The organism is Bacillus sp. FSL K6-1338, from assembly GCF_038006965.1.
Taxonomy (GTDB): domain Bacteria; phylum Bacillota; class Bacilli; order Bacillales; family Bacillaceae_G; genus Bacillus_A; species Bacillus_A thuringiensis_S.
Genome location: NZ_JBBOWI010000004.1, coordinates 38,511 through 52,169, shown reverse-complemented (window position 1 = coordinate 52,169; position 13,659 = coordinate 38,511). Strand labels below are relative to the sequence as shown.

Below are 13,659 nucleotides of genomic sequence, written 5' to 3'. Positions count from 1 at the left end.
AGACTATGTGCAGTATGTTGTTATTGGAAGAAGACCAAAGCTTACTTATGGATATACACAATCACATCTATGTTGATATGGAGTATATAACAGAAAAAGTATATCCAAACCATAAGAAAAAATCAGTATACTACCGTTTGAATCGTTTGGTACAAGAAAAATATTTAAAAAATGAATTACTTCCCATACCTGTTTCAAGAAACCAGGTTCGTAAATCTGGAAGACCGCAAAACGTATATACGCTTGCGGCAAAGGGAGTAGAAACAGTTTGTGGATTAAGAGGGAGTGTGCATTGGAAAAGTAGTTGGTCCCAACGTTCGGCATCCTTTGTATATCACAGTTTAATGTTAGCAAAAATTGAATGTGCCATGACATTAATATCGAAACGAGAAGAAAGATTGGAATTAAAAGAATGGATCAATGAACCGCGGGCCACATTCCAATATGCAAAAGGAAAAAATCGCGTCATACGCCCAGATGGGGTTGCGGTAATTGGATTAAAAGAAGCAATTGATAAAAACATTGGTGTATTCATGGAAATGGAACGTTCTTACGGATCAAAAGAAGTATTAGAAAAAAAGATCATCCGTTATAACGACTTCATGACGCAAGAAGGAAAAAAGGCAGACTATCGGACACATGCTGGTATGGGATATGAAATACCGATATGGCGCCTGGTATTTGTTGCAGGTAGTGAAAGTAGGGAAAAAGAATTGATTCGCTACTTAAAAGGGGTAAGCAGTCCAGAAATTCCAGTTTATATCACACTGTTTCAAGATATATTGCAAGACCCATTCGGGAATATTTATCGGAATATTCAAAATCCAAATGAGAAAGTGAGGTTCTAAGAATGTGTTTCGGTTTATTTTATCGATAAGCGCCAGTATTTTTCTATTAGTTGTCTTTTCAGATTGGTTATTTGAAAGAGTACCAGGATCACGAGAAGCCTGGGAAGCGATGAAAAGTAAAGTGGTGGAAATTTACTATACGCAAGGATGGGAAGGTGTCTTGCTTTTCTTCCTGGTGGTAGTGGGAATATGGAAGATGGCCGATAGTCGATCATAAGGGGGAGATAAACGATGTTTACACATAAAAACACTTATGAAAGAGGAAATGTGGGAGAAGTTGAAGCTCAATTTCTAGTGGAAATCTATGAGGGAATGGGTTGTGAGGAAGTACATGAGATTTGTTTGTCTCAAACAGATGTATATATGCAGAAGTTTTATCTGATGGAAAACGGAAAAATTATCGAAATAGAAATTGGATTAAATACAGATGAATTGGAATGGAAGTGTGATGGGGTAGAGCTTACAAAAGAAAAAGCCATGTTAGAAATCGAGCGTGAAATCAGCTGTTATGACATGTTCGAGCAAGCAAGGATAGACAAAGGATGGATGTTTAAAGAAAAGGCAAACAAGTTTCTTACAGTTTTAAGAGAAAAGGAGAGTGCATGATGGACGAATTGGAAGGTTTAGAGTTTGTAAGGGCGTTTCGGGCTACAGATGGAGCGTCCTTTGAAGTGGGGATGGATGAAGACAAACGGTATGTGGTTCATGCTCGATTTCCCTATATCACAGGCAGTCAAACGAAACCCAACAATTTTATCAATTATGCAAGAAATGAAATAAAAGATGAATCAACCGCGGTTGGTATGGCTTCATTCGCTTGTGATTGCTACGAACGATCTTTACGCCAGTACCGAAATTGAAGGGGGGATGAATATGTTTCAAAAGGTGAAACAGTGGTTTGCAAAAACATTTGAAAGTAAACAGGGGAAGGCAAGGAAAGCCACAAAGATTCCTTCCTATAAAGGCCGCTTAATTGGAAAATGGGCCTTTTGGCTCCTGTTTTGTTGGATGCTCATTGTATCCATCACAACCGTAATAAAAGGGAAGGGAGATATACAAGCAAAGGCCAGCACCACTCCAAAGGAAGTCACACAAAAACAAAACCTTGCCTCACGTCCAGAAGCGATTGAATTTGCTCGCGGGTTCGTAAAAGAATACTTTACGTGGCAAAGAGGGGATGAAGGCAAGAAGAAGCGTTCAGAGCGCTTACAGCTCTATGTACCGAAAACATTTGATCCACAAGTTGGTTTGGATTTTGCAAGTATACAATGGGATTCCCATTTTCTATACGCAACTGTATTAAAAGTAGATGAGGTCACAGATAAAAAAGCAAATGTAATTTTTAAAGTGAGATACAAATTAAGCCGCATGAAAGCAGATAATAGCGGGCCAGAGGATAAGGAGGTGATCCAGCAAGTGTCGGTTCCTGTTCAATCAGATGGAAAGGCTTTTGTAATTAGTGGATTCCCTCAAATCGTCAAGGTGAATGAAAAAGCAGAAGTACCAGAAGGGAAAGAAGAGAAAGAACGAGAGGAAATTCATGAAATGACTGTAAAAGAAGACATTCGAGAATTTTTGCCAACCTTTTTTAAATCCTATACGACCGCAACACAAAAAGAACTCGCGTATGTTTTAGCCAATACAGATATTAAAGGGTTAGAAGGAGCCATGAAATTTGAAAATGTACTTTCCTCTAAGATTTATCCAGGAAAAACAAAAGGCACATATGAGGTACAAACAGAGGTATCTATGATTGATCCACATTCTGAATCGAAAATGAAAACAGGTTATACGTTGTTTGTAAAACAAGATGGAAAGCAATGGATCGTAACAGACTTAAAAACAAAATAGGAGAGGGGCATGTATATGTTCAATATAAATCATTTTGTGTTAGGAATCGGGTTAGAAGGATTTTTCGAAATGATGAAGACACAAGGAACATACGCGTTATATTGTGCGTTTATCATTGTTATCTTGATCGTAGCGGCAAAGCGCGCATGGGGAAAAGCGATTACGTTAATTGTTGGTGGCGGAATTGTTGTATTCTTCATTAACAAACCAGATGCATTAAAAACAATCGGAACGTGGTTAGGCGGATTGTTTGGCGTCTAAGTAAGGGATGGAAAGGGAGAGGGCTACATGAAAGAAAAAGAATCAAAATCTATCATTGTCTATTGTTTCGGAAGCTATATGAACTATATGCGAAGACAGTACGAAATTATGGGGTATCGTCTTCCGCGTGCGGTTACATGGAGGGCACTTGGTTATTTTGCGGCGGTAGAAGCGGGGCTTGTAGCCTTCCGCTTCCTTCCTCCCTTTAAATGGATATTTGGAGATATGATCGATCAAGTTTGGCTCATGTATTATGGTGTGATTCCTCTTTTCCTCGTATGGGGCGCGGATAAATATAAAACAGATGGAAAATCACTTTTCTCTTTTGTTCGGTCCTGGGTTACATTTCGTTTACGTAAACATCAAAGTAGCCGATTAGTGACCTTGCCTAAACTAAAAAAACATGTGATTCGTGGTCATGTGTGTGTGCAATATGACGTTAAAGATATATCCATCGTACATTCATCTAGCGAAGAAGAAGAGAAAGACATACACGCTTATAACCTAACATTTTTACCCCAAAAGGAGGAAGTTGAATATGTTGAAAACGATGAACAGATCACCGTTAAAGCACGTTGAAAAGAATTTAGCGTTTAGTACAGACGGAAAAGTATCCGCAGTATATGAAGTAGACGGATTCGAATACGATCATCAAGACGAAAGCACGAAAAAAGTATATTATCGCAATCAACTCGCTCTTTTTACCCATCAAGAATATGATATCCACTTACTTGTGATTCCTCGTACAACAAATTCAGATGAAATTCTGGATGAACATATTTCCACTTTAAAAGGGCCAATGGCCCCAACAGGACGCTTTCTTTTTAAAAAGGTAAAAGAATACTTACGAAATGCGGCCATTGCGAAAGAGAACATGGAATATCGCTTTTTCGTTTTAGTACAACTGAATATGGAACAGAAAGAAAGACAAATTCGTAACCCTGTCGTAGAAACATGGAAGTTTATGAAGAAGGTTAGAGAAGGATTTGCAGAGACAGCCCAAAACATATCGGGTATGAATGTGACGGATATTTTAGAAGAGGAAATTGAAAATTATTTAGAAGTAGAAGACGTGTTATTTAGCCAGGTTAGAGGGGCCTTTCATAATACCAGACGTGCGAAACCGTCAACAACGCGCTTTTTATTCCATCATAATTTCAAACGTGGCATGAAAGAACTGAATCGGGATCAAAACTGGAAAGTAGGTTCTACAGTTACGTTGCAAAATGAAGAAGGAAAGGCGGTAAAAGTACGTCGGCCAGATTTACAAGAAATTGTGCACTTAACAGATACGGTGATTGATGAAAGCCCAGGGCGTTCTCTTATACTCGAAAGACAAAATGAAGAAGGGGAAATCGAAACCTCTCATGTTGCTTTTCTTGCGGTGAAAGATATGCCCGAAATATCGGCTTTTCCTGGTGGAGAGTGGATTTATCGCATTCAATCTCATTCATTAAAGTTTCCTGTTGAAATGAGTATTCGAGCGTATCATTTAGAAAACCAGATGGTTACACAAAAACTCTCGAACAGTGAACTGGAATTAAACGATCAACGCCAACAAGCAATGGTAGGCGGTCGCACAACAGATTTAACAATTGATCGTAAAGCAAGAGGTGTCAAAATTGTAAAAGATCGATTTGAAACAACGGGAGCACCTGGATATGAATTAAGTGTACTGTTTTGTGTATATGCAGAAGATGAGAAAACATTAAAATCACGCGTCAATACGCTGATTACAGAATATCGCAAAATGAAAATTGAATTGGTCAATCCATATGGAGAACAATTAGCATACTTTTACGAGTTCTTACCAGGCTCTAAACGTTATAATACGGATTTTACACTGTTTGTGGAACCAGGCGTACTTGCACAGGGCATGTTTGGTGCGACAACACAAATTGGTGACAATCAAGGGTTTTACATTGGAAAGACAAAGAAATTAAATCGTCCTGTTTTTGTTCGTCCAGACTTGGCGGCGAAAGCACTAGATAACATTGTGACAGCGTTTGAGAGTTTGTCGGTTATGTTTGCGGGGCAAACAGGGAAAGGAAAATCCTTCTTAATGAACTTACTCGCTTTCTGGATCGTGATGAGTGGCGGAAGGGCATTTATTATTGATCCTAAGGGCGGTGCGACACGTTCCTAAGTGAAAAGCTTAGGCATTGTCGAACTTACAGTTCAACAGTGAACTGTCATTCCAAGAAGTCAAATGATAGGGTAACGCCTTGAAGGGCTTCCTTTAATACTCCGACATGCAGTGAAGTTAGCAAGAACTGAACTGTATGAAGCTCGGTGAAGTCGGTTGAGAGTTACCGTAATCCTATAGGATACGAAAGTCACTCAGAGGTGGGTGGTGTAACCTATAAACCGGAAGTCTATAAATTACCTATGGTTAGTATGCACTATGAACCAATAGAGTATGGTATGTGCGGACGAATCTCTGATGGTACGGGTCTATATCGGAAGTAAGTCGAAAGGCTTACTGACACAATTAGTGTCGCTACTGTGGATGAGTAAAACTCGCCTTTATGAAAGTCCATATATTGTTACAGGCAATATCAAGGTAGCAGGCTCATAGGAGAAACCTAACGGTATATGCACAGATAGGAATGACGGAACGTGGTAAGCTGTCAACACTGAGGGCTTGCTTCCGATGAAGTGGTTCTAGGGAAAACAATTGTAAATTGTATAACCTAGGTTTATGACAGTGAAAGTGGTGGCACAGTACCTATGAAACGTGTAATGAACGTGGAGGGATAGCCACTAGTCGATTGAAAACTGACTGTTACTTATGGTTGACATGGTTTCGAGTAAGACTAAAGAGATGTAAACCTCCAGTAAATAAGGGGAGGTTACAGCCCATGTTAAAGAAAACTAAACTAAGGCACAGTGAATATTACGACATGCAAAGAAAGTATGATGAGTTATATTCTAATAGCCTTAATGGTAACAATTTCTATAAATTAATTGATATTATCGGTTCGGAAGAAAATATTAGATTAGCATACCGCAACATCAAAACTAATAAGGGGAGTAACACGGCTGGAGTTGACAATTTAACCATTAAAGATATTTGGCACCTAAACGATACAAAGATTATTCATGAAGTTAGAAAACGATTAAATAACTATCAACCACAAGCAGTTAAAAGAGTCCTTATCCCAAAAGAGGGCAGTGATAAGAAGCGACCCCTGGGGATTCCAACAATTTGGGACAGATTAGTACAACAATCTATCCTCCAAGTATTGGAACCTATTTGTGAAGCTAAGTTTCATAACCATAGTTATGGATTTAGACCGAACAGAAGTACACACCATGCACTAAGTAGAGTTGTAAGTCTTATTAACATAGGTCACCAAAACTACTGTGTTGATATTGACATTAAGGGGTTCTTTGATAATGTATGCCACAAAAAGCTATTAAGGCAAATGTGGACTCTGGGAATAAGAGACAAATCACTTCTATGTGTTATTTCAAAAATCCTTAAATCTGAGATAGAAGGAGAGGGTATTCCCAATAAGGGTACTCCGCAAGGAGGAATTATTTCTCCTTTACTTTCCAACATTGTTCTAAATGAACTTGATTGGTGGATAAGTAGCCAATGGGAAACCTACAAACCTCACAGAATCTCTACTCGGCATTTAGGGTTTCGACAATATGCTAGGAAGTACACGAATCTAAAATGTGGTTATGTAGTGAGATACGCGGATGACTTCAAAATAATGTGTCGGACTTATGATGAAGCACAACGCTTTTATCATGCGACAGTTGATTTTCTCAAATCCCGCTTGGGATTAGAAATTAACCCCAAAAAGTCCAAAGTGGTTAATCTCAAGAAAAACTCGTCAGTTTTCCTTGGATTCAAAATCAAAGTGGTTAAACAAGGTAAAGCTAAATTTGGATATATTGCAAAAACCAGTATGTCCGACAAAGCTATTACAAAAGCTAAAAGACAACTAAAAGAACGAATCAAAGGAATTCAAAAGGAGCCGACTTCAGAGAAAGTTACTCAATTTAATTCAACCCTTCTTGGTATACAAAATTACTTTAAATATGCGGTTACAATTTACATGGATTTAACGGAGGTAAATTACTCTCTGCGAAGAGTCATAAGAACCAGACTTAGAAACAATATGAAGCACATGAAGTTCTGTGAAACATCTGTGAATTTTAAAAGGAAGACCAAAGGAATACAACCCAACACTAAGATTTACGCTGTACAGAACACTCCACTCTTACCAGTTACAGGAATACATCATAAAAACCCGTGGAATTTTTCGCAGGTTATCTGTAACTATACGGAAACGGGGCGTAATAAAGTACATAGTAATCTTAAGGCAATACCTAAGGATGTTCTCAACCAAGTTATGAGGACTTATTCGAAGAATAAAAGTATTGAGTACAACGATAATAGGATATCAAAATACGTTGCTCAATATGGTAAGTGTTATGTAACTGGTGAGGAAATTGGTATTGAACGTGTTCATTGTCATCACATTGTTCCCATTAAACAAGGTGGGGATGACAAGTACAACAACTTGGTAATTGTAGATTGGTTTATACACAAACTGATTCACATGACGAATCTTAATAAGATTACACATTACCTTCGGTCTTTTAAACTTAACAAGAAACAAATGGATAAACTGAATGTGCTAAGAACTAAAGCTGGAAATGAACCGATAGTAACATAATTTGATTTTAAAGTCAGTTGGAAACGATGGAACGCCGTATGCTAGGAAACTAGCACGTACGGTGTGAGGTGGGGGAAAAGGTGGAGATTACATCAAAGCCTTACCTATCATCATATCGCACAAGGTGGCCCGAATTATTGCCAGGATTCAATGAGGAGACCTTGCAAGTATGGACACTTGGGAAGGATAAAAAGGATGCGGGCTGTTTAGACCCATTCCGAATAAGCGCAACAATAGAAGATGCGAAGAGTTTAGCACTTGAAATTTTGACGTTCCTATCCGATGTAGGTTTAGAGGATATCAGATATGACTATTTATATAAAGCTATTGAACGAGTGGCGGAAAAAGAAGATGCATGTTTAACTTTGGTTCGTAAAGAGTTAGTGGAAATGAAGAAAGAACCTAACTTATTGCCAACTGAATTAGAAAAGTTAAATGCTCTTACAAATCGTTTAGCAACTTTAGAAGGCATCCAGTTAGGAGATTTATTATTTGGTAAACAAGGGCAAGATTACCGCGTATTAAGTCTAGAACGTCCATTACAGGTATTACAAATTCAACATTTACGCATTCCGAAATCAGAGGAAAAGAATGAAAGTGTTACAGATAAATTATCTCGTAGTATCTTAATTGCATTAGCGGCATTTGGTAAATCCTTAATGCATTCCGATCGTAGTATTTTCAAAGTATACCTACAAGATGAGGCATCAAGTATTTTGAAAAATAAAGAGGGTGCGGCGTCTTCTGACAAAATCATTCGAGAAGGACGTTATCACAATATCGGCTTGTATTTAGGAACACAAAACGCATCCGATTATCAATCTGAAAATAAAGAGGTTGCAAATGTGGGGATGAAATTCTGTTTTGCATTGAAATACGATAAGGAAGCGGAAGAAATGTTGCGTTACTATAACTTACCAGTCACAGAAGAAAATATCTTAATGTTACGCCAGCTTAGACGCGGCGAAGCCTTATTCCAGGATATTTTTGGGCGAACCGCGGTTGTAGAAATTGATCCTGTTTTCCAAGAATTAAAGACTGCATTTGATTCCTCTACGAAAACAGACGAAGAACGCGCACAACAATTAGCGTAATTCGTATTACAATACAGATAAGAGTATTCTAAATTATCTGTATATGGAGGATGGAACAATGAAAAAATTACGTATGTTATCTGGATTATGTGTAGCAGGAATGTTAATGGTAACGGGGATTACAGGTTGTTCAAATGAAACGAAAAGTAATGCAAATCAACAAGAAAGTCAGAAAGAGCGCGATATGAAAGAAGCGGATAAGGCCGCGATGGAATATGTGAGAGCCTATATTGAAATGGATGCAAAAAAATTAAATGAATTCCAATACAAAAAATTTAATTTTGGTGATGATGAGGTAGTAAATCCAGGTTTTGGTGAAAAGTTGAAAGATAGATATGACTTAGATCGTTATGATTTAAAAGAAAAGGAAAACGAATATTACTATCATGTTAGATATTATCATCCAGTAGATGAGGCACAGCGTGGAATGGATTTGAGGATAGTAAAAGATGAGAAAGATAACAAGTGGAAAAATTATGAGTGGGCATGGGGTAATAGTAATAGTGTAAGTGCTATTGCAGGAAGTATAAAACCAACACGTGTCCATAATTGGGGGCAAAAAGAATGAAAAGATTTCTTTCTGTTTGTATGATTTTTGTACTTCTATTGATACCGCTAGGGTCACAAGTTGCCCTAGCGGAAGATCAAAAAAATGAGGAAAAGCAAGAACAAACGGGTCCGAGAATATCTGAAAATCTATTTCAAGGCCATACAGATGAAGTGTATAAGGGTAAATATTATGAAATTGATACACAACCCGTCAAAAAAGATGATAAAAACTTTTTTCAAAAAGGATGGGGGTATTTATTTGGTGATGATGATGTTGGGCAAGACATCCAAAGAATGATTTACAGTACATTTCAATGGTTAGTAAATCTAGCGTTTCAATTTAATACCCTTTTAGTTCAATTAACACTTTTTTTAGTAGATCAGTCACTTAGTTTGGATATTGTAGATGTTATTGCAGATAAACTAGGGGCGGCTATGCAAAATATTGCTGGTGTTGGTTCGAATGGTTTTTTCTCATCAGGTTTATTTCCAGCGATTATTGGAATTGTATGTGTGTTATCCGCTTGTTATGCAGGATATATCTTCTTTATTAAACGTCAGCCTTCAAAGGGTTTAAATGAGTTAGTAAAAACAGTATTGGTTATTGCTGGAATCATTGCTTTTATCGGCAATGCTAGTTCAGTATTAAAGACCGCAAATACTATTAGTTCAGAAATTAGTACCACAATTATGTCGAAGGCAACGGGAACTGTCGCAGGTGATCCAGGAAGATCAAAAGAAGCGGCTATCTCTTCTGTAAAAAAACAAATATGGACCTTACTAGCGGAACGACCATATTTATTCATGCAATATGGAGAGGATTCAAAAGAGAAAATAGGTTCTCAAAGAGTAGATGAACTATTATCAAAGCCTCCTGGTAAGGATCGTAATAGTATTGTAGAAAATGAAGTAAGCAAAAAAGGGAATCAAATGATGAAATTGGATTCAGTAGGAGAAAGACTTGTATTTACAGTGATTTATTACATTGTGAATACATTTACAGGGGTTCCAATTCTTATATTTTGTTTACTAATTATTGCTTTTCAATTATGGTTCCTTGTAATGAGCTTAATTGCACCGATTGTAATGGCAGTTGCGCTATTACCAGGACACCGTCGAGTAATAGAAAGTTGGGCCACACAATGGATTCGTCCGCTAGCATTAAAAGTATTAATGTCCATTATGCTAGTTATTATTTTTACGCTTTCTGAACTTCTGTATATAATGCCAGAAGCAAGTGTGGCAGGTTATATATCTACAATGGTATTTCAAATTATTGTATTCGTTTTATGTTACATCTTTAGAGAAAACATTGTTGCGGCCTTTAATCGAGCACGTGGCGTATATGAAACGGTCACAAATATATCTCTTATGACTGAAAACTTTGTGGATAAGGGGAAAGAGTACGCTGGAAATACAATGTCTTATATTGGAGACAAAATGGGAATGCATTTTAACAACGCGGCTGAATTGGCGGCGGCAGGCGGCCAGTTAGAAAATGCAGGGACAGACGACGAAAAGACAAAAGCCAACCCGTTAGTGCAAGCAAATATACCCAATGATTTACCAAATAATCAAACGGAACAAGAAAAAGAGGAAAATAAAAAGAAAGGAAAACTTATTTCCTTACAGGATTGTGATAAAGATGGGAATTTACCACAGCAGGGAGAGGAAGGGAAAGAACAAACGACACCAGGTGAAGAAGAGGCACCAATGCAACAAGACCTTATCAGCTTAGATAAAGAAGCATTAGAACAAGAAATGGAAGGACAACAAGAAGGAACAGAGGTAGAAGAATCAGAAATGGACGTTCAACCAGAACTTGTATCTTTAGAGGATGAGGAAATTCCAACAGGAGAAGAAATGCCAGCTGATATAGAGGGATATGAAGAAATTCAGCCAGAAGTACCAGAACAAGAGGTGCCATTAGAAGACATTCCGACTGATATAGAAGTATATGAAGAGGTACAGCCAAAAGTACCAGAGCAAGAGGTACCATTAGAAGACGTTTCAACTGATATGGAGGCATATGAAGAAATCCAAACAGAGGTACCAGAACAAGAAATACCACTAGAAGAAGTTTCAAGCGATATGGAGGCATATGAAGAGATTCAAACGGAAGTACCAACACAAGAACTTCCATTAGAGGAAGTGTCAACAGATTATGAAGCACATGAAGAAATCCCATCCGATATCCCACAACAAGACATTCCAACAGAAGAAATTCCGATGGATATTTCAAGAGAAGAAATACAGCCAGAACAGGAAAATTCAACACATATTCCACAACAAGAAATTTCAACTCCAATTGAAACAGAGTCAAATGAACCTTTAATACCAGATACAATTCGTGCTGATGTAAATGAAGAAGGTGTCATTGTACCTCATACATCAGAAACAACAAGTGCAGATATTCCAGACGCTATTCCTGCAAAAGTGAATGAAGCGGGGGAAATTGTTGTAAAAAATCTGATATAGATGTCGAGTCAACTACACGAGTGATGGATTCTTCTGACACATTTATCCCAACAGAATCCAGTTCCTCTGCTGATTTAACACGAGTAAATGAGAAAGAAGTAAGCAAAAATGAACCGATTCAAGGAGAAGCGGAAACAATCGATACACCAGATATACAATATGGAGCTGTAGCCGCTGGAAGTGAAAACTGGATACCTTCTACTGATCCGCAAAACTTAGATAACTTAGATGATTTGGAGCCACCCAAAAAAGATGAGTAGAGTCCTAGACCTTTAGGACTTTACTATTTTTTTACGAAAAAAGGAGTGATATAGCTATGAAACACTGGGGATTAATGTGTATGAAAATGGTGAGTATCGGTATTTTTCTTTGCATCGGGTGTTTAGGATGGATGAACATAATCATCCTTTTCATACAAAGAGAATGGCCGACAGATTTATTAGGATGGATTGGTTTAGGATTACTTATCTGGTATACGCTTATCCTTCTAACTCTTCAAATCATCCATAATGAGTTACGTTGTCGTATTGATGATAGGGCCAAACTAGCCTTTTTCATTTGGTTTGTAGGAATCGGTCATTTTGGATTACTACAATTTATACAAGACCAGCAATCTACTGTTTTAACGTTACTATTTCATGTTTTAGCGATTATTCCTATTCTTTTGGCCCTTACATATGGGCTGATTGTTCGAAAATATTCTAATCAATCTTGATACATGTTGTAAGGGGGGAGGGATGATATGAGACCAGAAATAAAAGAAGTTGTAGACAAAACGGTACAAGAAGAGATTACACAAGAACAAAAAAAGAAGAAGAAAAAAAAATCCTGGTTACTGAAATTTCTTTTTGGAAGTTCTACTTTTACGATAGGATTGTTCGTCTGTATTGGATTTCTTTTATTAATTGTTTTGGGGCAAGGCATTGGCAAAAAAGAAGAGGAAGCACCAGCAACCATCCCAAGTAATGGAATGACGGTTTGTCGGCCAGGTGGAAAAACAGTGGCACCAGAAGAATTACAGCCCCATTTAGGGGGTGTTTTTACAGGGAAAGCACAAGCCTTTTTAAATGCAGGAACACAAAACCAAATTGATCCTGTTTTACTAGCGGCCATTGCGAGATTGGAAACGGGTAACGGTACTTCTAACGCAGTAAAAAACTACAATAACCCTGGGGGGCTCATGGACCCTAGCAGTTCACAAATGAAAGGGTTTATGAAGTTTGCCACTTTGGATGAAGGAATCAACGCTATGGCGCGAAACTTATATAAAAACTATATCGGAATGGGAATTACAACAATAGAAGCAATTGGAGCGAAATACGCACCACCAGGCGCCGCAAATGATCCACATGGTACAAATGGTTTATGGCCTGTATTAGTAAAAAAATTTGTGGCGCAAATGGGCGGCCTTACTTTCAATTGCGAAGCGGGAAAACCAGGCGGCGTTGTAGATACTGGATCAGCAAGCTCACAAGGATTTATTCGTCCTATCGCTCAAACAACGATTACAAGTCCATTTGGACCACGCTGGGGCACAATTCATAAAGGTATTGATTATTCTTGCCAGGACGGTGTCACCGCAATTGCCGCGTCGAAAGGTGGCGTTGTAGAGTTGGCGGAATTTGGCGCAGGCGGAAGCGGCTTCGGCGGGTACGGAAACGTAGTTGTAATCAATCATGGAAATGGATATTGGAGTCTATACGGTCATATGTCATCCATTACCGTACAGAAAGGGCAAAACATTGGAGTCGGTCAACAGGTAGGCGTTTGCGGAAGAACAGGGCAAGTAACAGGGCCACATTTGCATTTTGAAATTAAAACAGCCTTTAAATTCGGGCAAGTCGACCCAGCACCATATTTGCCGAAATAAGCGGAAAGAAAGGG

General features: G+C 38.2%; 11 protein-coding genes and 3 pseudogenes. All 14 read left to right on the top strand.

From position 1 onward, the window contains the following. Positions 1-5: 5 nt before the first annotated feature. A complete protein-coding gene (locus NZ044_RS30670) occupies positions 6-848 on the top strand; it encodes a replication-relaxation family protein (protein WP_000337182.1) in 843 nt (280 codons plus the stop codon). Between the two features lie 4 nt (positions 849-852). Continuing rightward, positions 853-1,065, top strand: a complete 213-nt coding sequence (locus tag NZ044_RS30665) for a hypothetical protein (protein ID WP_000488219.1) — start codon at positions 853-855, stop codon at positions 1,063-1,065. Between the two features lie 14 nt (positions 1,066-1,079). Further along, positions 1,080-1,454 carry a hypothetical protein gene (locus tag NZ044_RS30660; RefSeq protein ID WP_000494041.1) on the top strand — a complete coding sequence of 125 codons (375 nt, stop codon included), beginning with the start codon at positions 1,080-1,082 and terminating at the stop codon, positions 1,452-1,454. Beyond that, positions 1,451-1,708 (top strand): hypothetical protein, encoded by a 258-nt coding sequence (locus tag NZ044_RS30655; protein WP_002081749.1) that lies wholly within the window; start codon positions 1,451-1,453, stop codon positions 1,706-1,708. Before NZ044_RS30660 ends, NZ044_RS30655 begins: the two co-directional genes overlap by 4 nt. A gap of 13 nt (positions 1,709-1,721) precedes the next feature. After that, positions 1,722-2,699 carry a conjugal transfer protein gene (locus NZ044_RS30650; RefSeq protein ID WP_000487017.1) on the top strand — a complete coding sequence of 326 codons (978 nt, stop codon included), beginning with the start codon at positions 1,722-1,724 and terminating at the stop codon, positions 2,697-2,699. A gap of 9 nt (positions 2,700-2,708) precedes the next feature. Beyond that, positions 2,709-2,960: a TcpD family membrane protein gene (locus tag NZ044_RS30645; RefSeq protein WP_000281809.1), complete on the top strand. Its 252-nt coding sequence runs from the start codon at positions 2,709-2,711 to the stop codon at positions 2,958-2,960. Between the two features lie 27 nt (positions 2,961-2,987). Then, the gene (locus NZ044_RS30640) at positions 2,988-3,539 is read left to right on the top strand and encodes a TcpE family conjugal transfer membrane protein (RefSeq protein ID WP_000659663.1); all 552 of its coding nucleotides are present in this window, start codon (positions 2,988-2,990) and stop codon (positions 3,537-3,539) included. Beyond that, a pseudogene (locus NZ044_RS30635) lies at positions 3,499-5,100 on the top strand (ATP-binding protein); the annotation flags it as partial. The gene NZ044_RS30640 and the pseudogene NZ044_RS30635, both read left to right, overlap by 41 nt. Positions 5,101-5,821: 721 nt before the next feature. Then, the gene (ltrA, locus tag NZ044_RS30630) at positions 5,822-7,654 is read left to right on the top strand and encodes a group II intron reverse transcriptase/maturase (protein ID WP_252598036.1); all 1,833 of its coding nucleotides are present in this window, start codon (positions 5,822-5,824) and stop codon (positions 7,652-7,654) included. 116 nt (positions 7,655-7,770) lie between these two features. Continuing rightward, positions 7,771-8,748, top strand: a pseudogene (locus tag NZ044_RS30625) (ATP-binding protein); the annotation flags it as partial. Positions 8,749-8,806: 58 nt separating this feature from the next. Next, the gene (locus NZ044_RS30620) at positions 8,807-9,316 is read left to right on the top strand and encodes a hypothetical protein (protein ID WP_000736221.1); all 510 of its coding nucleotides are present in this window, start codon (positions 8,807-8,809) and stop codon (positions 9,314-9,316) included. Beyond that, positions 9,313-12,035: pseudogene (locus tag NZ044_RS30615) on the top strand (CD3337/EF1877 family mobilome membrane protein). The gene NZ044_RS30620 and the pseudogene NZ044_RS30615 overlap by 4 nt, the downstream one beginning before the upstream one ends. A gap of 56 nt (positions 12,036-12,091) precedes the next feature. Then, positions 12,092-12,490 carry a hypothetical protein gene (locus NZ044_RS30610; RefSeq protein WP_340950351.1) on the top strand — a complete coding sequence of 133 codons (399 nt, stop codon included), beginning with the start codon at positions 12,092-12,094 and terminating at the stop codon, positions 12,488-12,490. 27 nt (positions 12,491-12,517) lie between these two features. Beyond that, positions 12,518-13,645 (top strand): peptidoglycan DD-metalloendopeptidase family protein, encoded by a 1,128-nt coding sequence (locus tag NZ044_RS30605; protein WP_270757017.1) that lies wholly within the window; start codon positions 12,518-12,520, stop codon positions 13,643-13,645. Positions 13,646-13,659 lie beyond the last annotated feature (14 nt).